General features: G+C 73.1%; 21 protein-coding genes and 2 tRNA genes. 17 read left to right on the top strand and 6 right to left on the bottom strand.

The annotated features are described in order from the left end of the window. Positions 1–60: 60 nt before the first annotated feature. The 5 genes from ACI79Y_RS07670 to rpmH all read right to left on the bottom strand — a co-directional run bounded on the left by ACI79Y_RS07670 (position 61) and on the right by rpmH (position 2,855). Positions 61–735, bottom strand: a complete 675-nt coding sequence (locus tag ACI79Y_RS07670) for a Jag family protein (protein ID WP_457157901.1) — start codon at positions 733–735, stop codon at positions 61–63. A gap of 94 nt (positions 736–829) precedes the next feature. Next, positions 830–1,948 (bottom strand): membrane protein insertase YidC, encoded by a 1,119-nt coding sequence (yidC, locus tag ACI79Y_RS07665; RefSeq protein ID WP_457157900.1) that lies wholly within the window; start codon positions 1,946–1,948, stop codon positions 830–832. After that, positions 1,941–2,342, bottom strand: coding sequence for a membrane protein insertion efficiency factor YidD (yidD, locus tag ACI79Y_RS07660; RefSeq protein WP_457157899.1), 402 nt, complete (start codon positions 2,340–2,342; stop codon positions 1,941–1,943). The genes yidC and yidD overlap by 8 nt, the downstream gene beginning before the upstream one ends. Further along, positions 2,339–2,716, bottom strand: coding sequence for a ribonuclease P protein component (rnpA, locus tag ACI79Y_RS07655; RefSeq protein ID WP_457157898.1), 378 nt, complete (start codon positions 2,714–2,716; stop codon positions 2,339–2,341). The genes yidD and rnpA overlap by 4 nt, the downstream gene beginning before the upstream one ends. Before the next feature lies 1 nt (position 2,717). Continuing rightward, positions 2,718–2,855, bottom strand: coding sequence for a 50S ribosomal protein L34 (gene rpmH / locus ACI79Y_RS07650; RefSeq protein WP_056296149.1), 138 nt, complete (start codon positions 2,853–2,855; stop codon positions 2,718–2,720). A gap of 604 nt (positions 2,856–3,459) precedes the next feature. Between rpmH and dnaA the strand changes: the two genes are divergently transcribed. The 16 genes from dnaA (at position 3,460) to ACI79Y_RS07570 (ending at position 21,870) form a co-directional block, all read left to right on the top strand. Continuing rightward, positions 3,460–5,295, top strand: coding sequence for a chromosomal replication initiator protein DnaA (dnaA, locus tag ACI79Y_RS07645; protein ID WP_457157897.1), 1,836 nt, complete (start codon positions 3,460–3,462; stop codon positions 5,293–5,295). 725 nt (positions 5,296–6,020) lie between these two features. After that, positions 6,021–7,181 (top strand): DNA polymerase III subunit beta, encoded by a 1,161-nt coding sequence (gene dnaN / locus ACI79Y_RS07640; RefSeq protein WP_457157896.1) that lies wholly within the window; start codon positions 6,021–6,023, stop codon positions 7,179–7,181. Between the two features lie 153 nt (positions 7,182–7,334). After that, positions 7,335–8,267 (top strand): phosphogluconate dehydrogenase (NAD(+)-dependent, decarboxylating), encoded by a 933-nt coding sequence (gene gnd, locus ACI79Y_RS07635; RefSeq protein ID WP_457157895.1) that lies wholly within the window; start codon positions 7,335–7,337, stop codon positions 8,265–8,267. Positions 8,268–8,344: 77 nt separating this feature from the next. Next, the gene (gene recF / locus ACI79Y_RS07630; RefSeq protein ID WP_457157894.1) at positions 8,345–9,529 is read left to right on the top strand and encodes a DNA replication/repair protein RecF; all 1,185 of its coding nucleotides are present in this window, start codon (positions 8,345–8,347) and stop codon (positions 9,527–9,529) included. Next, a complete protein-coding gene (locus ACI79Y_RS07625) occupies positions 9,522–10,034 on the top strand; it encodes a DUF721 domain-containing protein (RefSeq protein WP_457141599.1) in 513 nt (170 codons plus the stop codon). The genes recF and ACI79Y_RS07625 overlap by 8 nt, the downstream gene beginning before the upstream one ends. Before the next feature lie 47 nt (positions 10,035–10,081). Continuing rightward, entirely contained in the window at positions 10,082–11,122 is a 1,041-nt protein-coding gene (locus ACI79Y_RS07620; RefSeq protein ID WP_457157893.1) for a hypothetical protein, read from the top strand. Between the two features lie 20 nt (positions 11,123–11,142). Continuing rightward, entirely contained in the window at positions 11,143–12,927 is a 1,785-nt protein-coding gene (locus tag ACI79Y_RS07615) for an ABC transporter ATP-binding protein (protein WP_457157892.1), read from the top strand. Positions 12,928–13,193: 266 nt separating this feature from the next. Then, the gene (gyrB, locus tag ACI79Y_RS07610; RefSeq protein ID WP_457157891.1) at positions 13,194–15,227 is read left to right on the top strand and encodes a DNA topoisomerase (ATP-hydrolyzing) subunit B; all 2,034 of its coding nucleotides are present in this window, start codon (positions 13,194–13,196) and stop codon (positions 15,225–15,227) included. Between the two features lie 123 nt (positions 15,228–15,350). Continuing rightward, positions 15,351–17,819 carry a DNA gyrase subunit A gene (gene gyrA / locus ACI79Y_RS07605; RefSeq protein WP_457157890.1) on the top strand — a complete coding sequence of 823 codons (2,469 nt, stop codon included), beginning with the start codon at positions 15,351–15,353 and terminating at the stop codon, positions 17,817–17,819. Positions 17,820–17,971: 152 nt separating this feature from the next. Next, positions 17,972–18,742: a DUF3566 domain-containing protein gene (locus ACI79Y_RS07600; RefSeq protein ID WP_457157889.1), complete on the top strand. Its 771-nt coding sequence runs from the start codon at positions 17,972–17,974 to the stop codon at positions 18,740–18,742. A gap of 94 nt (positions 18,743–18,836) precedes the next feature. Beyond that, complete coding sequence (locus ACI79Y_RS07595; protein WP_457157888.1) at positions 18,837–19,724, top strand: N-formylglutamate amidohydrolase; 888 nt, start codon at positions 18,837–18,839, stop codon at positions 19,722–19,724. A gap of 231 nt (positions 19,725–19,955) precedes the next feature. Then, positions 19,956–20,029 (top strand) — tRNA-Ile (locus ACI79Y_RS07590). Positions 20,030–20,131: 102 nt separating this feature from the next. Then, entirely contained in the window at positions 20,132–20,275 is a 144-nt protein-coding gene (locus ACI79Y_RS07585; protein ID WP_457157887.1) for a DLW-39 family protein, read from the top strand. A 28-nt stretch (positions 20,276–20,303) separates the two neighbouring features. Then, positions 20,304–20,376 (top strand) — tRNA-Ala (locus tag ACI79Y_RS07580). Between the two features lie 76 nt (positions 20,377–20,452). Continuing rightward, complete coding sequence (locus ACI79Y_RS07575) at positions 20,453–20,989, top strand: peptidylprolyl isomerase (protein ID WP_457083393.1); 537 nt, start codon at positions 20,453–20,455, stop codon at positions 20,987–20,989. 47 nt (positions 20,990–21,036) lie between these two features. Next, positions 21,037–21,870 (top strand): rhomboid family intramembrane serine protease, encoded by an 834-nt coding sequence (locus ACI79Y_RS07570; RefSeq protein ID WP_457157886.1) that lies wholly within the window; start codon positions 21,037–21,039, stop codon positions 21,868–21,870. Here the strand turns inward: ACI79Y_RS07570 and ACI79Y_RS07565 are convergent, their stop codons facing one another. Continuing rightward, on the bottom strand, positions 21,871–22,272 hold the full coding sequence (locus tag ACI79Y_RS07565; RefSeq protein ID WP_457157885.1) for a PH domain-containing protein: 402 nt from the start codon (positions 22,270–22,272) through the stop codon (positions 21,871–21,873). Between the two features lie 104 nt (positions 22,273–22,376). Here ACI79Y_RS07565 and ACI79Y_RS07560 point away from each other — a divergent pair, with 104 nt between their 5' ends. Then, entirely contained in the window at positions 22,377–23,537 is a 1,161-nt protein-coding gene (locus tag ACI79Y_RS07560; RefSeq protein ID WP_457157884.1) for a thiolase family protein, read from the top strand. Positions 23,538–24,013 lie beyond the last annotated feature (476 nt).

Here is a 24,013-nt window from a genome sequence, read left to right as displayed (position 1 = left end):
GAGCTACCGGAACCACCGAGTCTCGGTTCTCGGTCTCCCCACCGGCCGGGTCGCCCCCGCTCACGCGTCGGGCAGGACCACGACGCGGCGGTTCGGCTCCTCGCCCTCCGACTCGCTGCGCACTCCGGCCGTCGTCGCGACGACGTCGTGCACGACCTTGCGCTCGAAGGGGTTCATCGGGGCGAGCCGCTCGGGCTGCCGGCTCTGCGCCACCCGCTCGGCGGCGGCGGCCGCGAGGCTGGTGAGGTCGGCCCGGCGCTTGGCGCGGAACCCGCCGATGTCGAGCATGAGTCGGCTGCGCACCCCGGTGGACTGGGCCACGGCGAGCCGGGTCAGCTCCTGCAGCGCCTCCAAGGTGGCGCCGTCCGGGCCGATCAGGGTCTTCAGCTGACCACCGACGACGGCGACCGAGGCGCGGTCGCCCTCGACGTCGAGGTCGATGTCGCCGTCCACGTCGAGGATGTCGAGGAGGCGCTCCAGGTAGTCGCCGGCGACGTCGCCCTCGCGGACCAGCAGGCCGTCGGCGTCCTGGTCCCCGTCCTCGTCGCTCTCGTCGTCGACGGCTTCGTCGTCGTCGGCTTCGTCGTCGATCGGGTCGACCGGCTCGACGACGGCGTCCGCGGACGCTGGGTCGGCGTCGGGCAGTGCGGGGTCACCGCCGCCCCCGACCTGGGGGAGCACTGCGTCCGAGGTGGCCTCGGCCGTCGCGGCGGTGTCGCTGTCGGGTGCAGTCACGTTCGGTCCTCCGGTGTCGTGCAGGCGGCCGGGCGTACCCGGTGGTCGAGGGGACGGGCACCGCGCGGACCACAGCCCGGGTGCGCCGTCGGCGTCAGCGTCGCTTGCGCTTGCCGCGATTGGCGGGCCCGCTGCCGCGGTTCCCGCCGCCGCCCTGGCGGGGCCGGTTGCCGCCGGCGGGGCGGCCGTTGGCGCTGCCGCCGGCCGCCGTGCTGCCGGTGCCGCCATTCGCAGCCGGGCTGCCGGGACCGGCACCGTTGCCCGAGGCCGGCGGGGTCTCCGGTGCGGCGCCATCGCCGTCGGCCGTGGACTCCGGGGCGGCGGTCGCGGGACGGCCGGACTTGGGACGCACCGGCTTGGCGCCGGGCTTGGGGGCCAGGGCCTTCGGGTCGACCTTCGGCTTGTCGGCGGCGGCCTTGGCCAGCGCGGCCGGCGAACCGGGCGGGGGGAGCTTCTTGAGGATGTAGAACTGCTGCCCCATGGTCCACAGGTTGTTGGTGAACCAGTAGAGGAGCACGCCGACCGGGAAGAAGAAGCCGGTCACGAAGAGGCTGATGGGCATGCCGTAGAGCAGCAGCTTCTGGATCATCGCGGCCTGACCCTCGACCGGGCCCGAGCGCTTCATGATCTGCTTCTGGGTGAAGAAGGTCGTCAGGCACATGACGACGATCAGCACGAACGCGACGATCCGGACGTTGAGCATGCTGGCGTCGGCAGCGTCGAGCACCGCAGAGCGCTTCGGCTCGGCCATGTTGAACGAGGAGGAGATCGGCGCACCGAACAGCGAGGCGATCGACGCCTGCTGGGTGAGCTCGGTGGACCAGCTGTAGAGGCCCTCCTTGCCCGGCGCGAGCCGGCGCAGCACGTGGAACAGCGAGATGAAGACCGGGATCTGCGGCAGGATCGGCAGGCAGCTGGCCAGCGGGTTGACCCCGCGCTCCTTCTGCAGCGCCATCATCGCCTGGCTGAAGCCCTGCTTGTCACTGCCGTACTGCTTGCGCAGCTTCTGGATCTCCGGCTGGATCTCCTGCATCGCCCGCTGGGACTTGACCTGCTTGACGAACAGGCGGAACAGCAGCAGCCGGATCGTGATGACCAGGAAGACGATCGACAGCGCCCAGGTGATACCACCGGCCGGGTCGAGGAAGGTGGAGAACAGTGCGTGCCACTGCTTCATCACCCAGGCGATCGCGGTGTACAGCCAGTCAAGCAACGCCAGCCTCCTGCTGCGCAGACCGGCGCGGGGCCGGCGGGGGTGCACTGTCGGGTCGACGCGCCCCGGCGGCTCCCGGAGCCGCCGGCTCCGGGGACTGCTCGGACGGCTGCGCCGCAGTGCACGACGAGTGGGTGGTCTCTCCGGTTCCGCGCCGCTGCGAGTCGGTCCGCTCGGGGACGAAGTCGGCACCCCCCGGGTGCCAGGAGGCACACCGGCCCAGCCGCCGCAGCGCCAGCCAGGTGCCGCGCGCGGCGCCGTGCACCTCGAGGGCCTCGACCGCGTAGGCGCTGCAGCTGGGGTGGAAACGGCAGCGCGGCGGGAACACCGGGCTGATCGCCCGCTGGTAGAAGCGCACCGCGGCCAGCAGGGCACGGCTGGGGGAACCGCTCACGACGAGCGGGCCCCGAGCAGCCGGTCCAGACCCTTGTCCAGGTCGCGGCCGAGTGCGGTGGAGTCGGCCCCGGCCGCCTCCGGACGGGCGCGGACCACCAGGTCGGCGGTCGCCGGGAGACGGTCCAGCCGGGCGGCGACCAGGTGCCGCAGCTGGCGGGTCACCCGGTGCCGGCAGACGGAGTTGCCGACGGTCTTGCCGACCACGAAACCGGCCCGTGGCCCGGAGTCCGGGGCAGCAGAGCCCCCGACCCGGGCGACGGGCCGTTCGGAGAGGTAGTGCAGCACCAGGGTCGGACGGCCGGCACGCCGGCCGGACCGCACGACCGCGGTGAACTCCGGCCGCCGGCGCAGGCGTGCCTGCGCGGGCAGCACCTCAGGCGGAGAGCTTGTCGCGACCCTTGCGGCGACGGCCGGCGAGGATCGCGCGACCGGCCCGGGTGCGCATCCGCAGCCGGAAGCCGTGGGTCTTGGACCGGCGGCGGTTGTTCGGCTGGAACGTGCGCTTGCTCACGAGGTACTCCCACTGCTGACGACATCGATGCGGCACGGACCCGGACGGGCGCCGCTGCCACGCTGGTGCTGGTGGCACTGTTCTTGCTGCTGGCGCTGCGCGGGCCCACGATGCGCAGGACGCCGTGCACAGCTCCGACCAGCATAGCCGAGAGCCTGACGGGTCTGCGGCGCTGGCCCGACCCGTCATGGTGCACCGGTCACCGGGGCACCGGGAGAGGACACGCCGTCGACGTCCCGGGGGTCCGGGGTCGCCGTCGTTGCCCGGCTGTGGACGGGGCTGTTAGCGTCGCCGTCGCTCCGCGTTGGACGACTGGGTCCCGGGTCGACCACCCCGCCCCTCCGGCCAGCCGCTCGCCAGCTTCCCCGGGTCCCCTCGGCCGGGCGCCGACCAGCGAGGACGCCGCGTCCGGACATCGGCCCCCGCTGGCTGGCGGGCCACGCGTCGCCGGGCGTGCACAGACTGTGGACACTCATGTGGAACGTCACGGTTCCACGTCCACACCCGGGGACCGTGCAGTGGACCGACCGGCCCGCCGGGCACGGACCGACCTGTGGACGACGGGTGCGGAGCGACGACCTGAGAACGGGAAGGGACACAGACGATGGCCGACTCCCCGGTCGACCTGGCCACGGTCTGGGACCAGATCCGCGAGCGGCTCTCCAGCAGCCTGTCCCCCCAGCAGAAGGCGATGCTCGAGCTGACCCGCCCGCTGGGCCTGGTCGAGGACACCGCGGTGCTGGCGGCTCCCAACGAGTTCACCCAGACGGTGCTCGAGTCCCGCATGCGCATGCAGCTGGCCGAGGCCCTGTCCGCGGAGTTCGGCCGCGCCATCCGGGTCGCGGTGCAGCTGGAGGACATGCCGGCTCCCAGCAGCCCCCGTCGGGGTGCCGACCCCGACGACCGCCGCTGGACACCTGCCGAGCGGGAGCGCCCCGCGGCCGACGGGCCGGTCGCGGAGTGGCCGCCGGCCGAGCGCACCGCCGCGGAGCGCGAGCGCGCCGCGCAGGACCGCGCCGCCGAGGACCGCGCCGACCGCGACCGGGTCGACGACGGTCGCAGCGCCTTCGGGGTGCGCTCCGACGCGGTCCGGGCCGATGGCGACCGGGGAGACACCGGCCGCAGCGGGCCCGGGCAGGCCGGCGTCTGGCTGCCCGAGTCCGGCGACGGACGGGACTGGTCCCGCGGCGCGCCGCGGGAGGACGCCATTCCCGAGTGGTCGCCGGCCGGCGCGGAGTCGGGCATCGGCGTGGGCGTGCAGGGCCGGCTGGCCCCCTGGGACCGGGACTCCGGTGACGACGCCGAGCAGCTGGCCGGGCGTGGACCGGCCGACGACCGGGGTGGTGAGCGCCGGCGCGGCGGAGGTGCCGTCCCGCTGTTCGCCGACCGCCGTCCGGCCGGGCTGGACCCGGGGCTGAACCCCAAGTACGTCTTCGACAGCTTCGTCATCGGCAACAGCAACCGGTTCGCCCACGCGGCGGCGGTCGCGGTCGCGGAGGCGCCGGCCCGGGCCTACAACCCGCTGTTCATCTACGGCGACTCCGGGCTGGGCAAGACCCACCTGCTGCACGCCATCGGCCACTACGCCGCCCGGATGTTCCCCAACGTCCGGGTGCGCTACGTGAGCACCGAGGAGTTCACGAACGAGTTCATCAACCTCGTGCACTCCGGCCGGGCCGAGGACTTCCGCCGCCGCTACCGGGACATCGACTTCCTGCTGATCGACGACATCCAGTTCCTGGAGCGCGCCGAACGGACGCAGGAAGAGTTCTTCCACACCTTCAACACGCTGCACAACGCCAGCAAGCAGATCGTGATCACCTCCGACCGCGCGCCGAAGAAGTTGACGACGCTGGAGGACCGGCTGCGCACCCGCTTCGAGTGGGGGCTCATCACCGACGTCCAGGCGCCGGACCTGGAGACCCGCATCGCCATCCTGCGCAAGAAGGCGTGGGGCGAGCGGCTGCAGGCCCCCGACGCGGTGCTGGAGTTCATCGCCAGCAAGGTGCAGACCAACATCCGCGAGCTCGAGGGTGCACTGATCCGGGTCACGGCCTTCGCCAGCCTGAACAAGCAGCCGGTCGACCTGGCGCTGGCCGAGCTGGTGCTCAAGGACCTGATCAGCGACGAGCAGGGCCCGCAGATCACCGCCGCGATCATCATGGCCGCCACGGCGGAGTACTTCAGCGTGACGATGGAGGAGCTGCAGGGCGCCAACCGCAGCCGCACGCTGGTCAACGCCCGGCAGATCGCCATGTACCTGTGCCGGGAGCTCACCGAGCTGTCCCTGCCGCGGATCGGCGCTTCCTTCGGCGGCAAGGACCACACCACGGTCATGCACGCGGTCAAGAAGATCACCGGTCTGATGAGCGAGCGCCGGGCCACGTACACGCAGGTCACCGAGCTGACCGCCCGGATCAAGAGCCGCGCCCGGCAGTAGCCGCAGGACCCGTCAGGCCTCGTCCCCGCACGCTCGGGACGAGGCCTGACGCGTGCGGTCCACCGGCCCGCGGTGCCGTGCTGCGGTGCGCGACCACCGCTCCGTGTCGCCTTGTCCCCAGATCTGTGCACAGGTTGGGGAGATCCGGTCCCCAAGGCTGCACCGCAGGTGGACCGTCCGGTGGGCCGCAGCGGCCGGGGCCGGGGGCCGGCGCCCGGGGATCGCTCGTGGTCGTCGTCCCCGCCCTGTCCACAAGTCGTCAACCGACGACGGTGGACGACCGGCGCGGGACCGGGGGGCTGGGCACGGACTGGGGACGACGCTGCGGGTGGACCGGGGACGCAGGGTGGACCGGCGACGACGACGGTGCACAACCGTCGAGTTGTCCACGTGTCGACACAGGACGAGGGTCACCGGCCCACAGCGCACCAACAGGCCCACGTCCGGGCTGACGTGCAGGAACAGGCCGAGTCCCCAGCATCCACACCCGTGATGACGAGGATGAGGGAGTTATCTCGAGGAGTTCTCGAACCACACTCTGGGTGGGGACGGCCCGGATCGGGCCCGGTCGGCCCGCGCTCCGGGGGCCTCCGGCCGCAGCGAGGAGTGCCGCTGGTGGGTCGGCGGCACGGGGGACTGGTCAGACAGGGGGCCGGTCAGGAGAGGATGGGCGCCGCACACCCCGCCGCACGAGCGGGCGGACGACAGCAGGGATGGGTTTCCACATGAAGTTCCGGGTGGCACGTGAGGTGCTCGCCGAGGCCGTCGCCTGGACCGCGCGCAGCCTGCCGCCTCGGCCGTCGGTGCCGGTCCTGGCCGGGATCCTGCTGGAGGTCGAGGGCAACCAGCTGTCGGTCTCCGGCTTCGACTACGAGGTCTCGGCGCGGTCCGAGATCGACGTCCAGTCCACCGAGGGCGGGCGCACGCTGGTCCCGGGGCGCCTGCTGGCCGAGATCACCCGCGCCCTGCCGCCGCACCCGGTCGACGTCGTCGCCGAGGGGGCCCGGCTGTCGATCTCCTGCGGCAACGCCCGGTTCAGCCTGCCGACGCTGCCGGTGGAGGACTACCCGTCGCTGCCCTCCCTGCCGTCCACGGCCGGGGTCGTCGACAGCGACGCCTTCGCCGAGGCCGTCGGTCAGGTGGCGGTCGCCGCCGGGCGGGACGACACCCTGCCGATGCTGACCGGCGTCCGGCTGGAGATCGAGGACGACCTGGTCACCCTCGCCGCCACCGACCGCTACCGGCTGGCGGTCCGCGAGTTCGCCTGGCGCCCGGAGACCCCCGGTCTCTCCGCCGCCGTGCTGGTGCCCGCACGCACCCTGGCCGACGCCGCCAAGACGCTGACCAGCGGACCCGAGGTGGTGCTGTCCCTGAGCTCGAGCGGGTCCGGGGAGGGCATCCTGGGGCTGTCCGGCAAGGACCGGCAGACCACCACCCGGCTGCTGGACGCCGAGTTCGTGAAGTACCGGGCGATCATGCCGACCGAGTCCGCCTCGTACGCCACGCTGCCGGTCGGGTTGTTCACCGACGCGGCCAAGCGCGTGGCGCTGGTCGCCGACCGGGGCACGCCGCTGCGCTGCGAGTTCACCCCGGGCCAGGTCACCCTCCGGGCCGGCGGCACCGACGACGAGGGCCAGGCCGAGGAGCGCTGCGACGTCGAGTTCGACGGCGACCCGCTGACCATCGGCTTCAACCCGACGTTCCTGCTCGACGGGCTGGCCGCGGTGCACACCGAGCGGGCGCGGATGGACTTCACCACCGCGCTGAAGCCTGCGGTGCTCTCCGGGGTGCCCGAGCCCGCCGCCGAGGACGCCGAGGCGTCCCGGCCCGCCGAGCGGCCGGGCAGCTACCGCTACCTGATCATGCCGGTGCGCCTGCCCGGCTGAGCCGCCCCCGGGCGTGCGGACCCCGGAGGGGGCGAGCACGATGGGGCAGGACGATCCCGGGCCGGACCCGGGAGCTGGGCCCGCAGCGTCGCGTGCGCCCACCGAGACCACCCGCGGGACCCCGCGGGAGACGAGCGTGGAGGAGGACCGGACGTGCAGCTGGGGCTGGTCGGGCTGGGCAAGATGGGCGCCAACATGGCGGAGCGGGTGCGCCGCGCGGGCATCGAGGTGGTGGGCTACGACCGCTCGCCCGGGAAGCGGGACGTCGACAGCCTCGAGGCGCTGGTCGCGGCCCTCGAGGGGCCGCGCATCGTGTGGGTGATGGTGCCCTCCGGGGAGCCCACCCGGGCCACGGTCCGGGAGCTGGGCGAGCTGCTCAGCCCCGGTGACGTGGTCATCGACGGCGGCAACTCGAAGTTCACCGACGACAAGATGCACGCCGAGCACCTGGGACCGAAGGGCATCGGCTACATCGACGCCGGGGTCTCCGGCGGGGTGTGGGGCCTGGAGAACGGCTACGCGCTGATGGTCGGCGGCAGCGTCGAGGACGTCGCGAAGGCCCAGCCGGTGTTCGACGCCCTCAAGCCGCCGGCGCCGCACGACGAGTCCGGCGACGCCATCCCCGGGGCCGGCTTCGTGCACGCCGGCCCGTGCGGTGCCGGCCACTTCGCCAAGATGGTCCACAACGGCATCGAGTACGCGATGATGCAGGCCTACGGCGAGGGCTACGAGCTGCTGGCCGCCGTCGACCTGATCGAGGACGTCCCCGGCGTCGTCGCCTCGTGGACCCAGGGCACCGTCATCCGCTCCTGGCTGCTGGACCTGCTGGTCCGCGCCCTGCAGGAGGACCCGGCGCTGGAGAAGATCAGCGGCTACGCGGAGGACTCCGGCGAGGGCCGGTGGACCGTCGAGCAGGCCATCGAGCACGCCGTCCCGATGCCGGCGATCTCCGCCTCGCTGTTCGCCCGGTTCGCCTCCCGGCAGGAGGACTCGCCGACCATGAAGGCCGTCGCCGCACTGCGCAACCAGTTCGGTGGCCACGCGGTCCAGGCCGTCCAGCAGCAGGAGGCCGAGAAGCCCGCGTGAGCCGTCCGGTTCCCGTCCCGTCCCCCGCCCTCCACCAAAATGGCCATTTTGGTGGAGGGCGCGGGCGCGCCTGAGCCGTGTACGTCCGGCACCTGCAGGTAGCCCAGTTCCGCAGCTGGGAGGCGGTCGACCTGCCGCTGACCCCCGGGCCGACGGTCCTGGTCGGGCGCAACGGGCAGGGCAAGACAAACCTGGTCGAGGCGGTCGGCTACCTGGCCACGCTGGGCAGCCACCGGGTCTCCGCCGACGCCCCCCTGGTCCGGCACGGCGCCGAGCAGGCGATCGTCCGGGCGGCGCTGCGGCGCGAGGACCGGGAGCTGCTGGTCGAGGTGGAGATCAACCCGGGGCGGGCCAACCGGGTCCGGGTCAACCGGGCGCCGCTGCCCCGCCCGCGGGAGCTGCTCGGGCTGGTCAGGACCGTGCTGTTCGCCCCCGAGGACCTGTCGCTGGTCCGTGGCGACCCGGCCGAGCGCCGCCGATTCCTCGACGACCTGCTGGTCAGCCGCACCCCGCGGCTGGCCGGCGTCCGCAGTGACTACGACCGGGTGCTCAAGCAGCGCAACGCGCTGCTGAAGACCGCGAAGCTCGCGCGGGGCAACGCCCTGGCCACGCTCGACGTCTGGGACGGCCACCTCACCGAGCTGGGTGGTCAGCTGCTGGCCGCCCGGCTGCGCCTGGTCGCCGACCTGGCCCCGCACGTGGCCGCCGCCTACGCCGGCGTCGCCGGGCCCGCGGCCGACCGGGCGGCACTCGGCTACAGCAGCACTGTGCCGCTGGCCGGGGACGGCGCCCCGGTCGACCCGGACCGGGTGCTGCCCGCGGCCGAGGAGCTCGCGGCCGCGCTGCGCGACCGGGTGGCCGAGCGACGCCAGGAGGAGGTCGACCGCGGTGTCACCCTGGTCGGCCCGCACCGCGACGACCTGGTGCTGCACCTGGGGCCGGCCCCGGCCAAGGGCTACGCCAGCCACGGGGAGTCCTGGTCGTTCGCGCTCGCGGTCAAGCTGGCCTGCTTCGCCCTGCTGCGCGACGACGGCGACGACCCGGTGCTGGTGCTCGACGACGTCTTCGCCGAGCTGGACACCGACCGCCGGTCCGCGCTGGCCGAGGTGGCGGTCACCGCCGAGCAGACCCTCATCACGGCTGCCGTCGCCGAGGACGTGCCTGCGGCGCTGCGCGGCACCCGCGTGGAGATCGCAGACGGGCAGGCCCGGGTCGTCCGGCCGGAGGCGGGGCTGCCGCTGGAGGAGGTCACCGGTGCCTGACCAGCCGTCCGCCGACCGGCCGGCGCGCCCCTCCGACATCGCCCGGGCCGCCCTGGACGCGGCCCGGGCGGCGTCAGCGTCCCGACCCCGGCCCACCCGGCGCCGGGTCGCGGGCCCGCGCCGGTCCTGGACCGGGCCCGGTCCCGGGGCGGACGACCCGCAGCCGTTGGGCTCCCTGGTCGACTCGCTGGTCAGCCAGCAGGACTGGACCGCGCGCACGAAGGTCGGCGCGGTGTTCGGCCGGTGGGACGCCCTGGTCGGTCCGGACATCGCCGCGCACTGCCGGCCGGAGTCGCTCACCGAGGGGGAGCTGCTCGTGGTCGCGGAGTCCACCGCGTGGGCCACCCAGCTGCGCCTGCTGGCCCCCTCGATCCTGGGCCGGCTGCGGGCCGGGGTCGGCGGGGACGTCGTGACGAAGTTGCGCGTTGTCGGTCCGACGGCGCCGAACTGGAAGAAGGGCCCGCGCACCGTCCGGGGCCGCGGCCCGCGCGACACCTACGGCTGAGCGCGACCCGCACCCCGCCCGCCACCCACGACGAGGAGCACACGCAGATGAGCAGCCCGCGCGACCGCGACGCCTTCGACGAGGGCGGCCCGGAGGGCTGGCGCGAGCCGGCGCACCTGGGCGGCGAACCCGACCCGGGCCAGCCGGGAGGCGCCCCCCAGCCGCCCGCCGAGCCGCCCGCCGAGCCGTCGCGCTCCGACGACCGCACCGACGACGGTCCGGCCGGCTGGCAGCCCCCGGGCTGGGACCTGCCCGCGGTGGAGCCCGAGCGCCCCGGTGCCCAGCCTCCGGCGGGCGCACCGCCCGCTGACCGGTACCCCGCTCCGGAGCAGCCCGCCCGCCCCCAGCCGGACGGGCCGTGGACCGGACCCGAGCAGCCGCCGGCGGGTGATCCGCGCGAGTCCGGCGCGAGCACCCCGCCCCGCAGCGGTGGCCTGTTCGGTGGCGGTGGGCTCTTCGGTGGTGGCCGCCGGGAGCGCCGGCCCGGCGCCTACGAGCAGGCCTTCGCACCGCAGGGCGACCCGTGGGGCACCCAGGCGTGGGCCGCCGCCGTCGGCTGGACGCCGTCCGACGGCACCGGACCGGAGGACGCCGCGCTGGCCCAGCTGGTGGCCACCGCACCGGTCCGCCCCGGCAAGGAGGACCGCCCGGGCAACGTGGTGCGGGGCCGTGGCAACGGGCTGGACCTGGTCGCCTGCGACGTCCTCTCCCCGCTGGGCCGCGACCGGTGGGCGAGCACGCACGCCATCACCGCCGCCCCGGTGCTGGGTGACGTCCCGGCGTTCCGGCTCTCCCCGGCACGGATCTGGCGGCACGGCACCGGCGGTCTGCTGCAGATCCCCAGCCCTGACCCGGAGTTCGACCGGCGCTGGGTGCTGCTCGGTGCCGAGGACGGTCCCCAGCTGCGCCGGCTGGTCGACGACCCGCTGGTGCGCCAGCTGCTGCTGGGCAGTGACGACGGCGACGAGCTGTGGTCCGCGGTCGGGTTCGTGGCGGCGATCCGCCCGGACGGGCAGCGCCCGCAGCTGATCGAGCACCACGCCCGGTTGCTCGCCGCCGTCGTCGGCGCCCTGGCCGCGGCCGCCTGAGCAGCACCCCGCTGAGCGAGGTGAGCGGGGACGCGGGGCAGCAGTCCGAGCCCACCGCCGGGTTCCGCGACCTGCTGCCCCTGCTGCACCCGCACCGTCGCGCGCTGGCTGCCGCCGCGGCGCTGTCGCTGGTCGCGGCCGCAGGAGCCCTGGCCCAGCCGGCGCTGGTCGGCCGGGTGATCGCCGCGGTCGGCGCGGGGGAGCCGGTGCTGCCGGTGGTCGTCGTCCTGGTCGTCGTGCTGGTGGCTGCGGCGCTGCTCGGCGCGGGCCAGCAGTACCTGCTCCAGCGGACCGCCGAGGGCGTCGTGCTCACCACCCGGCGCCGGCTGGTCGACCGGCTGCTGCGGCTGCCGATCGCCGAGTACGACCGGCGGCGCACCGGTGACCTGATGTCCCGGGTCGGCTCGGACACCACCCTGCTGCGCGCGGCGGTGACCAGCGGGGTCGTGGAGCTCGCCGGGTCGCTGGTCGTCGGCGTCGGCGCCCTGATCGCGATGGCGCTCGTCGACGGGTGGCTGCTGCTGGTCACCGTGCTCGCCGTCTCGGTGGGCGTGACCACCGCGGTGCTCGCCGCCCGCCGGGTGCGGGTGCTGTCCCGGCAGGCGCAGGAGCAGGTGGGGGCGATGAGCGCCGCCGTCGAGCGGGTGCTCTCCGCGGTGCGCACCATCCGGGCCAGCGGCGCCACCGGCCGGGAGGTCGACGGGGTGTCGGAGAGCGCGGAGCGGGCCTTCCGGGCCGGCGTCGCGGTGGCCCGGCTGGAGGCGCTGGTCTCCCCGGCTGGGTCGATCGCGGTCCAGGGGGCGTTCCTCGCCGTGCTCGGCCTGGGCGGCTGGCGGGTGGCCACCGGCTCGATCGCCGTCGCCGACCTGGTCGCGTTCATCCTGTACCTGTTCCTGCTCGTCATGCCGTTGGGCCAGCTGATCGGCTCCTGGACCCAGCTGCAGGCCGGCCTCGGCGCGCTGGCCCGGGTGCAGGAGGTGCTGGCGCTCGAGCCCGAGCACGACGAGGTGCCCGAGCACCGCCCGGCCGGTGGCGCCGCGGCGGTGCTGCGGGTGCCGCCGCCTGGTGACCCGGTTCCCCTGCTGGAGCTCGACGGCGTCGACTTCGCCTATCCGGGCGGTGGCGACCCGGTGCTGCGCGGGGTCTCCCTCACCGTCGACGCGGGCAGCCGGACGGCGCTGGTCGGTCCGTCGGGAGCGGGCAAGTCGACGGTCCTGGCGCTGGTGGAGGGCTTCTACCCGCTGACCGGCGGGGTGGTGCGCTGGGCCGGCACCGACGTCCGGGAGCTGCCGCGGGCGGCACTGCGGGCGCGGATCGGCTACGTGGAGCAGGAGGCCCCGGTGCTGGCCGGCACGGTGCGGGAGAACCTGCTGCTCGCCGCCCCGGGCACCGCCGAGCCCGAGCTGTGGCGGGCGCTGGCCGACGTCGGGCTCACCGGGGTGGTGCAGCGCTCCCCGCTGGGGCTGGACGTGCCGGTCGGTGACGACGGCGTGCTGCTGTCCGGCGGCGAGCGGCAGCGGCTGGCGATCGCCCGGTCGCTGCTGTCCCGTCCGGCCCTGTTGCTGCTCGACGAGCCGACCGCCAGCCTGGACGCCCGCAACGAGGGCCTGCTGCGCGACACCCTGGCCGCGGCCGGCGCGGAACGGGCGCTGCTGGTGGTCGCCCACCGGCTGTCCACGGTGCTGGACAGCGACCGGATCGTGGTGCTGGAGGCGGGGCGGGTGGTCGCCACGGGCACGCACGATGAGCTCCTCGACGTCAGCCCCCTCTACCGGGAGCTCGCCACCGCCCAGTTGCTCGCCTGAGGAAGTCGGTTCCACGTGGAACCGGCCGAGCCCCCAGCCGCCTCGAGACGGCGTGTCGACTCGGGGGTCGACACGGGTGGTGGTGCGCATCCCGGGAGGGGCTCTGGAAGCACGTCAGGGCGTGGACGGCGCCCTCGGCGCGGCACGACCCGGTACTCTGGAGGAGACACACCGCCAGCAGCCCGCTGAGCGCCGTCCTGCGCCTCCCGACACCGTCGTCGCGGGCGCGCGGACGGCTGCGGAGCTGCGCGAGAGAAGGGCCCCCCGTGGTCGCTGCGCCCCAGAACGAGACCGCCTACTCCGGCAGCTCCATCACCGTCCTCGAGGGACTCGAGGCGGTCCGCAAGCGTCCCGGCATGTACATCGGCTCGACCGGTGAGCGCGGTCTGCACCACATGGTGTGGGAGGTCGTGGACAACGCCGTCGACGAGGCGCTGGCCGGGTACTGCGACACCGTCCGGGTCACCCTGCTCGCCGACGGCGGCGTCCGCGTCGAGGACAACGGCCGCGGCATCCCGGTCGACATGCACCCGGTGGAGAAGCGGCCGACCGTCGAGGTCGTCATGACCATCCTGCACGCGGGCGGCAAGTTCGACGGCAAGAGCTACGGCGTCTCCGGTGGTCTGCACGGCGTCGGCGTCACCGTGGTCAACGCGCTGTCCACCCAGCTGGACGTGACCGTCTGGACCAAGGGCAAGGAGTGGCACCAGCACTACACCGACGCCAAGCCCGGTCCGCTGGAGGAGGTCGGCCCGACCGACAAGCGGGGCACCTCGATCACGTTCTGGGCCGACGGCTCGATCTTCGAGACGACGACCTACTCCTACGACACGATCAACCGCCGGCTGCAGGAGATGGCCTTCCTCAACAAGGGCCTGACCATCGTGCTGCGCGACGAGCGCCCCGGGCACGGCAAGGCGGAGACCGGCGTCGGCGAGGACTCGCTGGCCGAGGCGGCCGTCCCGGTCGAGGCCGCGGACGAGGCGTTCGAGCCGACCGAGGTCACCTACCGCTACGACGGCGGCCTGGTCGACTACGTCGCCCACCTCAACCGGCGCAAGGCGCCGATCCACCGGTCGGTCATCGGCTTCTCCGCCGAGGGCACGGGCAAGAACGACACCGCCATGTCGGTCGAGATCGCGATGCAGTGGTCCGACGCGTACTCCGAGTCGGTGCACACCTTCGCCAACATCATCAACACCCACGAGGGCGGCACCCACGAGGAGGGCTTCCGTGCGGCGCTGACCTCGATCGTCAACCGCTACGCGGAGGAGAAGAAGCTCCTCAAGGGCAAGGACGACAAGCTCACCGGCGACGACATCCGCGAGGGCCTCGCGGCGATCGTGTCGGTCAAGCTCGGCGACCCCCAGTTCGAGGGCCAGACGAAGACCAAGCTCGGCAACACCGAGGTCAAGGGCTTCGTGCAGCGCGTGTGCAACGAGCAGATCGGGCACTGGTTCGAGGCCAACCCGGCCGAGGCGAAGACCATCATCACCAAGGCCGCCTCCGCCGCGCGGGCCCGCCGGGCCGCGCAGGACGCGCGCAAGCTGGCCCGCAAGAACCTGCTCAGCGTCAGCGGGCTGCCGGGCAAGCTCTCGGACTGCCGCTCCACCGACCCACGGAACTCCGAGATCTACATCGTCGAGGGTGACTCCGCCGGTGGTTCGGCGAAGTCCGGCCGGGACTCGATGTTCCAGGCGATCCTGCCCATCCGCGGCAAGATCATCAACGTCGAGAAGGCGCGCATCGACCGGGTGCTGAAGAACACCGAGGTCCAGTCGATGATCACCGCCTTCGGTACCGGGATCCACGACGAGTTCGACCTGGCGAAGCTCCGCTACCACAAGGTCGTGCTGATGGCCGACGCCGACGTCGACGGCCAGCACATCTGCACCCTGCTGCTGACCCTGCTCTTCCGCTTCATGCGGCCACTGGTCGAGGCCGGGCACGTCTACCTGGCCCGGCCGCCGCTGTACAAGATCAAGTGGGGCGGCAAGGTCGGCGACGAGTACGCCTACTCCGACCGCGAGCGCGACGCGCTGCTCAAGGCGGGTGCCGACGCCGGCCGGAAGGTCCCCAAGGACGACGGCATCCAGCGGTACAAGGGCCTCGGCGAGATGAACGCCAGCGAGCTGTGGGAGACCACGATGAACCCCGAGACCCGGCTGCTGGGCCAGGTCACCCTGGAGGACGCCGCGGCCGCCGACGAGCTGTTCAGCATCCTGATGGGCGAGGACGTCGTCGCCCGCCGCAGCTTCATCACCCGCAACGCCAAGGACGTCCGCTTCCTCGACGTGTAAGAGGACCCCTCGCCCCCACCCGCTCGCCGGCCCCCGTGCAGGGGCCCGCCGCGAGCTCGCGCGCGGTGGGGGACACGAGGGCCCTTTTCCCACCGCTGTGTATCGACTTGTGGAGAACCAGACGTGACAGAGACACCCAGCCGCGACCGCGTGGAAGCGGTCGACCTCCAGCAGGAGATGCAGCGCAGCTACATCGACTACGCGATGAGCGTGATCGTGGGCCGCGCGCTGCCGGAGGTGCGCGACGGTCTCAAGCCCGTGCACCGCCGCGTGCTGTTCGCCATGTACGACCAGGGCTTCCGCCCCGACCGCGGGTACGTCAAGTGCGCCCGCCCGGTCGCGGAGGTCATGGGCAACTACCACCCCCACGGCGACTCGGCGATCTACGACGCCCTGGTGCGGCTGGCCCAGCCATGGTCGATGCGGTACCCGCTGATCGACGGCCAGGGGAACTTCGGCTCGCCGGGCAACGACCCGCCGGCCGCGATGCGCTACACCGAGTGCCGGCTGACCCCGCTGGCCATGGAGATGCTGTCGGGGATCGACGAGGAGACCGTCGACTTCCAGGCCAACTACGACGGCCGCACGCAGGAGCCGGTGGTGCTCCCCTCCCGGGTGCCCAACCTGCTCATCAACGGCTCGGCCGGGATCGCGGTCGGCATGGCGACCAACATGCCGCCGCACAACCTGCGCGAGGTCGCCGAGGCGGCGTACTGGGTGCTCGACCACCCCGAGGCCGAGGCCGAGGAGATGCTCACCGCCTGCATGGAGCGGATCAAGGGCCCGGACTTCCCGACCCACGGCCTGATCGTCGGCCGTGAGGGGATCGAGGACGCCTACCGCACCGGCCGCGGGTCGGTGCGCATGCGCGCCGTCGTCACCGTGGAGGAGGACAGCCGGGGCCGGGTGCAGCTCGTCGTCACCGAGCTGCCCTACCAGGTCAACCCGGACAACCTGGCCGAGTCGATCGCCGAGGCGGTCAAGGAGGGCCGGCTGCAGGGGATCAGCGAGATCGCCGACGAGTCCAGCGACCGGGTCGGTCGCCGGCTGGTCATCACGCTGCGCCGGGACGCGGTCGCGAAGGTGGTGCTGAACAACCTCTACAAGCACACCCAGCTGCAGACCACCTTCGGCTGCAACATGCTCTCGATCGTCGACGGCGTGCCCCGCACGCTGCGCCTGGACGAGCTGGTCAAGCACTGGGTGACCCACCAGGTCGAGGTCATCGTCCGGCGCACGCGCTACCGGCTGCGCAAGGCCGAGGAGCGCGCCCACATCCTGCGCGGGTACGCCAAGGCCCTCGACCAGCTCGACGCGGTGATCGCGCTGATCCGCCGCAGCGAGTCCGCCGAGGCCGCCCGGACCGGCCTGATGGAGCTGCTGGACGTCGACGAGATCCAGGCCGTCGCGATCCTGGACCTGCAGCTGCGCCGGCTCGCCGCGCTGGAGCGGCAGCGGATCCTGGACGAGCTGGCCGAGATCGAGGCCCGCATCGCCGATCTGCAGGCGATCCTCGACTCGCCCGAGCGGCAGCGGCAGATCGTCCGTGACGAGCTCCGCGAGATCGTCGACAAGTACGGCGACGACCGGCGCACCCAGTTCGTGGCCAACGACGGTGACGTCTCGATGGAGGACCTCATCGCCGAGGAGCAGGTGGTCGTCACGATCACCCGCACCGGCTACGCCAAGCGCACCAAGGCCGACCTCTACCGCTCCCAGCGGCGCGGCGGCAAGGGCGTGATGGGCGCGCAGCTCAAGCAGGACGACCTGGTGCAGCAGTTCTTCGTGGGCTCCACCCACGACTGGATCCTGTTCTTCACCAACAAGGGCCGCGTCTACCGGGCGAAGGCCTACGAGCTGCCCGAGGCGGCGCGCACCGCCCGCGGTGCGCACGTGGCGAACATCCTGGCGTTCCAGCCGGACGAGAAGATCGCCCAGGTCATCCAGATCAAGGACTACACGGTCGCCCCCTACCTGGTGCTGGCCACCGCCAAGGGGCAGGTGAAGAAGACCCGGCTCACCGACTTCGACTCCCCCCGCAGCGGCGGCGTCATCGCGATCAACCTGCGCGAGGGCGACGAGCTGGTGGGCGCCGCGCTGATCAACCAGGAGCAGAACCTGCTCCTGGTCACCCGCAAGGCGATGTCGATCTGCTTCAAGGCCGACGACGCCCAGCTGCGGCCGATGGGGCGGGCGACCGAGGGCGTGCGGGGCATCTCGCTGGCCGACGACGACACGCTGCTGTCGATGATCGTCGTCCAGGAGGGCGTCGACGTGCTGGTCGCCACCGAGGGCGGCTACGCCAAGCGCACCGGCATCGAGCACTACCCGGAGCAGGGGCGCGGCGGCAAGGGCGTGCTCACCGCTGACCCGAAGGCCCGCAAGGGCCCGCTGGTCGGGGCGCTCGCGGTGGTGCTCGGCGACGAGCTGTACGCCATCACCTCCGGTGGCGGCGTGATCCGGACGCCGGTCAACGGCGTGCGGCACACCCGGGACCGGGCGACGATGGGTGTCAAGCTCATGAACTTGCCCGAAGATGTCTCGATCGTGGCTATCGCGCGTACGACGGACAACGACGAGCCCGAAGCCTAGGCTGAAACGGATGCCAGCCCGGGGACGGGACGACGACGTCCCCTCCCCGGGCTGCATGACGACCCGGCAGTGACCGGTGGGCGCACCAGTGGATGCCGCCCACCGGGAGGTGCCTCGGTGCGGTGACTGCCGCTGGTGGACAGGAGACTGGGATGAGCGACCGGACCCGCAGTTCGGTGCGTGCCGACTCCCGTGAGGAGACCGGCACGCCGGACGCGGGGACGCCGCCCGAGGCCAGCTCCGGAGCAGCCGGCGACGGGGCCACCCCGACTGCCGGCAGGAGCGGAGTCGGGGACGACCGGCCCGGCTTCGACGATTCCACTCGTGCCGGGGCCGCCCGGGCGGGCAGCGGTCGCTCCGGGAGCGCCCGGGCCGAGGCCGCGCGCCCTGCCGGCGGCCGCACCGCCACCCCGACCGATCCCCCGCCGGTCGACGCCACCCAGGCGGTGACGCTGCCCCCGGCCGGCGCCACACCACCGCGGGCCGCCCGTCCCGCCGGCGCCCCCACCGACGGTGGCCCCGGCGGTGCCGCCGGGACGGCGGGGGCCACCGGGAAGAGCCGTGGCCCCCGGCGGGCGCGACTGCAGCTGCGGCACATCGACACCTGGTCGGCGCTGAAGATCTCGCTGGTCGTGTCCATCGCGCTCTTCTTCGTCTGGATGGTCGCGGTCGGCATCCTGTACGGCGTGCTGGGCGGCCTGGACGTGTTCGACACCCTCAACGAGGTCTTCGCCCAGCTGCGCACCTCCGACGAGGGTGGCGGCGACGTCATCACCGCCGGGATCGTCTTCGGCGGCGCCGCGGTGATCGGCGCGATCAACATCGTGCTCCTGACGGCGCTGTGCACCGTGGCGGCGTTCATCTACAACCTCTGCTCGGACCTCGTCGGTGGCCTTGAGGTCACCCTCGCCGAGCGAGACTGAGCAGGATCACAGACCGCCTCAATCACTGGTGGACCAGCCGGGCAGCCAGGCCTTGGGTGGGGACTGAACCGGCAGGCCGCACGGAGGTCTGTTGATGCCATCGGTGAGCAGGCAGCACCGAAGCTGTGGAACCGCGCCGTCGTCATGCGCACGACGACCGTCGCGCGTTCCGCCAGGGGAGTGCTGGCACGACAGAAGGGTCGCCATGGCGGGCGGTGATGTAACCACCCTCCACTCGAGCGAGCCGGCCGCCGTTCTGTTGTCCGTCCCGCACGGGGGCAGACATGTGCCGCAGGTGTACACCGAGGGACTGCGGCTTCCCCCGGAAACACTGTGGTCAGACTGGTACACCGCTGAGCTCTTCGATCTGTCAGACCAGCTCTCTGTTCCCACCGTGCTGACCCGACTGAGTCGCTTCGTCGCTGACGCCAATCGAGCACTGGCACCGCCTCTCCACGGCGACTTCTGGTCCACCGCCGTGCCGGCCCGCGACCCTGCCGGCGTGCCCCTGTATGACCGAGAACTGACCAACGAGGACCTGCAAGCTCGGCTCGACATGGCTCATGGCCCCTACCACCAGGCACTTGACCGGGCCGTCAACGCGGCCCTGCAGCAGCACCGCCGGGTTCTGCTGCTGGACCTGCACAGCTTCGGTCTCCCGCTCGGCGTGGATGTGGTGCTCGGAGATGGGAACGGGCGTACAGCAAGCGCCGATGCCAGCGATCGGGTCGAGCGAGCACTCCGCCAGGCAGGTCTCACCATCGCTCGCAACGTCCGGTTCACCGGCGGGTACATCGTCGAGCGATGGGCCGACGATGAACGTGTCGACGCAGTCCAGATCGAGCTCAACCAGAGGCGTTACCTGCGCATCTCGGATGTCGAAGAGAACCGGCCAAGCCCACCGCGTGATCCGGCGGGATGGGCCGAGACGCGTCGAGCGATGACAGCCGCTGTTCGGTCACTCGTCGCCCCCCGCCGCTAACGGGTGCGGCCGGCGTTCGCGGTGCATTCCTCGCCAAGGGGTCTGGCCGTTCCAGGCAGGCCGTTGACTCGGCCGCCGTCCCCTGCGAGAGAGGGAGGGTAGGGCAGCGCCCGTTGGCTGTCCGTCGAAAGATGACGACTCCTCGGGTGCCATGCCCACGCGCTACGCCCACGGTTGGACACCCCCGCGGCGGGGCCGTAGGTGGGCCAGGTAAGCTTCTCCACGGTCCACGGGCCTGTAGCTCAGGCGGTTAGAGCGCATCCCTGATAAGGATGAGGCCGGAGGTTCAAGTCCTCCCAGGCCCACCCGTGCACCAGGATCCGGCCGGCTCGTACGAGTCGGCCGGGCCCGGTCACCGACAGCGGTCGCCGGGTCGCGGTGACCGCACCGTCCGAGGAGGTCACCGGGTGCTGAAGAAGCTGACGGTCGCAGCGATCGCTGCCAGTGCCGTCGTCGCCGTCCGCAAGCGTTCGGCCGGCAAGGGCGAGGCCGACCTGTGGGCCGAGGCCACCCGCGGACCCGGCTCGGTCAGCACCCCCCGCTCCTCCTGATCCACCGCACGGCTCCGGCCGTGCTCCCGGGGACGTAGCTCAATTGGCAGAGCACCGCCTTTGCAAGGCGGGGGTTAGGGGTTCGATTCCCCTCGTCTCCACTCCAGCCGCCGACGGCCCGGGCCGTGCACCCGGGTGCCCCGGCGAACCGGCGGACCGCAGTGGGAGAGTGGTGTCGTGACCGAACAGACCCCCGCCGCACGGCGCGCCGTCCTGCACACCAACCACGGCGACATCACCGTCGACCTGTTCCCCGACCACGCCCCCAAGACGGTCGCGAACTTCGCCGACCTGGCCGAGGGCGCCCGCGAGTGGACGCACCCGGCCACCCGGGAGAAGACCACCGACAAGCTGTACGACGGCACGATCTTCCACCGCGTCATCAGCGGCTTCATGATCCAGGGCGGTGACCCCCTGGGCCAGGGCTTCGGTGGCCCGGGCTACCAGTTCGGCGACGAGTTCCACCCGGAGCTGTCGTTCGACCGCCCCTACCTGCTGGCGATGGCCAACGCCGGCCCGGGCACCAACGGCTCGCAGTTCTTCATCACCGTGGGCCCGACCCCGCACCTCAACCGCAAGCACACCATCTTCGGCGAGGTGGCCGACCAGGCCGGCCGCGAGGTCGTCGACCGGATCGCCGCCGTGCGCACCGGCCGCAACGACCGCCCGGTCGACGACGTGGTGATCGAGTCGGTCGAGGTGCAGCGCAGCTGACCACCCCTGACGGGACCGGGGGCACCGGCGGGGCCGACCCGCAGCCGGTGCCCCCGCCCGCTACCTGCTACCGGCACCCGGACCGGCCCACCGGGGTGCGCTGCACCCGCTGCGGCCGGCCGATCTGCCCGGAGTGCATGATCCCGGCGTCGGTCGGCTTCCAGTGCCCCGAGGACGTCCGCGTCGGCGCGGCCGAGGTGCGGCGCCCGCGCCGGACCACCGGGGCGCGGCTGGCCGGCCGCCGCTGGGGCGTGGTCACCCTGACGCTGATCGCGCTCAACGTCGCCGTGGCCCTCGCGACGGCGGTCTCCGCGGCCACCGTGGACGTCAACCCGTTCAACAGCTTCTCCTCCCCCCTGCAGAACGACTTCGCGACGAGCCCCTACGCGGTCGACGCCGGTGAGTGGTGGCGGGTGGTCACCAGCGCGTTCACCCACGTGGGCCCGGTGCACCTGGCCCTGAACATGCTCGCGTTGCTGCTGTTCGGCTCCGAGCTGGAGCGGCAGCTGGGCCGCTGGCGCTTCCTCACCGTCTACCTGGTCTCCGCGCTGGGGGGCTCCGCGGCGCTGCAGGTGTTCGGCTCGTACTACGGCGGGGTGGTCGGCGCCTCGGCCGCCATCTACGGCCTGCTCGGCGCGCTGGGCGTCGTGCTGCTGCACCAGAAGCAGGACCTGCGGGGTCTGCTCACCCTGCTGGCGATCAACCTGTTCATCAGCTTCCTGCCCGGGGTGTCGCTGCTGGGCCACCTCGGCGGGCTGGTCACCGGCGCGGTCACCGCCGCCGTCCTCGTGGGTGCACGGCGCCACCGGGCCCTCCAGGTCGCCGGGGTCGCGGTGGTCGTCGTCGTCCTGCTGGTGCTGGTGTTCGGCGGGCTGCGCTAGCTAGCGCGACGCACCTGGGGCGAGCAGCGCCTCGGCCACCACGGCCGGGTCGGCACCGAGGTCGCGGCGGCCCAGCACCACCAGGACGGCGTCGTCGCGGCGGTCCTCCAGCTCGAGCGTGCGCCCACGGATCCCCCAGCGACGCTGCTCGCGCAGCCGCACCCGCAGCGCCGGCCAGGCGATCGTCGTGGCCCCGGTCATCCCACGCACCGTGACGCCCTCCGGGCCGCTGCGCAGGCGTGGGCGCAGGACGGCGTCGCGGACGGCGATCCCGCCGAGCAGGAGAGCCGCGGCGCCGAGCAGCAGCCTGCCCGCCGGGTCGGAGAACGCGGCGCCCGCCGCCAGAGCCAGGCCGACGGCGGCCAGGGCGACCGTCTCGCCGACCCGTGGGGACCACTGCACCCGACCAGCTTGTCAGCCGTCCGTGGTGTACTCCGTCCGGGAGACCTGCATCACTTCCACCGGGTTCGCCCCCGGCCGGGTCAGCGTCGACACGAGGAGGGGTCATGCGCGATGCCGTCATCTGCGCCGCGGTCCGCACGCCGGTGGGCCGGCGCAGGGGAGGGCTTGCCGGTGTCCACGCCGTCGACCTGTCGGCGACCGTGCTCGCCGCGCTCGCCGCGCGCACCGGGATCGACCCGGCGGAGGTCGACGACGTGATCTGGGGCTGCGTCACCCAGGTCGGGGAGCAGACCGCCAACGTCGGCCGGCTCGCCGCACTCGCCGCCGGCTGGCCGGAGTCGGTGCCCGGCACCACCGTCGACCGGCAGTGCGGCTCCTCGCAGCAGGCCGTTGCCTTCGCTGCCGCGGCGGTGGTCAGCGGGCAGGCGGACCTGGTGGTCGCCGGCGGTGTGGAGTCGATGAGCCGGGTGCCGATGGGCTCCTCGGCCGGCGACGGCACGGCCGGCAGCCCGCTGGGCCCGGCTTTCCTGACCCGGTACGGCGGGGTCGCCCCGCACCAGGGCGTGGGCGCGGAGATGATCGCCGCCCGGTGGGGGCTCAGCCGCACGGAACTCGACGAGTACGCGCTCCGCTCGCACGAGCGGGCCGGCAAGGCGCAGGCCGACGGCGCGTTCGACGACGAGCTGATCGCCGTTCCCACCCCCGACGGCGCGCTGGTCACCGTCGACGAGGGCATCCGCAGCGGCGGCACCCTGGAGCGGCTGGCCGCGCTGCCGACGCCGTTCCAGGCCGACGGCGTGGTCAGCGCGGGCAACGCCAGCCAGATCTCCGACGGCGCCGCGGCCCTGCTGGTCACCACCTCCGACCGCGCCGCCGACCTGGGGCTGAGGCCGATCGTCCGGGTGCACACCACGGTCGTGGCCGGTGACGACCCGGTGATCATGCTGACCGCGCCGATCCCGGCGACGCGCAAGCTGCTGGACCGAGCCGGGATCGAACTGGCGGAGATCGGGCTGTTCGAGGTCAACGAGGCGTTCGCCTCGGTACCGCTGGCCTGGCTGGCGGAGACCGGCGCCGATCCGGCGCGGGTGAACGTCCGCGGCGGGGCGATCGCCCTCGGTCACCCGCTCGGCGCCTCCGGTGCCCGGATCATGACGACGCTGGTGCACGCCATGCGGTCCACCGGCACCCGCTACGGGCTGCAGACGATGTGCGAGGGCGGCGGCTTGGCCAACGCGACCCTGCTGGAGCTCGTGACCGACTGACCACATCGCGGTCCACGGCGCCGGGCACGACCGCAGTCCCCTGCGGGAGGGGTGCGGTGGGATCCCGCGGTTCGTCCACAGGGCCGGGAAGTCGACAACACGCCCGGGAACGGCCCGTCACGCTCCTGGTTTGCGCCTCGGGCTGCCGGGTAGTAGGGAGCTGTTCCTGGGTCGAGGGGCGCCAGATCGGACCCGGATTCCCACAGGTGTGTACACAGCTGGGGACGGAGTTCCACGGGTGTAGTTACCCCGCTGCCGTTTCTGCCCCACGAGTCACACGCCCCACGTCTGCGCAGGTCAGCGCCCTGCGAGCGCGCCTCCCGACTCCACATGTGGTGGACAACCCGGTGGACATCGGCCCGCGCCACCTGTGGACGGAGCGGGCCGCTGTGCACAGTCGGACGCTGCGTGGTGCCCTGCTCACGCCGTTGACCTGCGCGGAGACGTCAAGTCGACCTTGCCCGGCGGCCACCGCA

The organism is Modestobacter sp. SYSU DS0875 (assembly GCF_054050915.1).
Note: the sequence above shows the minus strand (reverse complement) of the source record. Positions and strands in the feature narration are given on the sequence as shown.

Bases quoted from the DNA above. Each gene is read 5' to 3' on its own strand.
- dnaN (WP_457157896.1), top strand. From the start codon at position 6,021: ATGAAGTTCCGGGTGGCACGTGAGGTGCTCGCCGAGGCCGTCGCCTGG.
- dnaA (WP_457157897.1), top strand. From the start codon at position 3,460: ATGGCCGACTCCCCGGTCGACCTGGCCACGGTCTGGGACCAGATCCGC.
- ACI79Y_RS07560 (WP_457157884.1), top strand. From the start codon at position 22,377: ATGCGCGATGCCGTCATCTGCGCCGCGGTCCGCACGCCGGTGGGCCGG.
- ACI79Y_RS07620 (WP_457157893.1), top strand. From the start codon at position 10,082: ATGAGCAGCCCGCGCGACCGCGACGCCTTCGACGAGGGCGGCCCGGAG.
- ACI79Y_RS07600 (WP_457157889.1), top strand. From the start codon at position 17,972: ATGAGCGACCGGACCCGCAGTTCGGTGCGTGCCGACTCCCGTGAGGAG.
- ACI79Y_RS07595 (WP_457157888.1), top strand. From the start codon at position 18,837: ATGCCATCGGTGAGCAGGCAGCACCGAAGCTGTGGAACCGCGCCGTCG.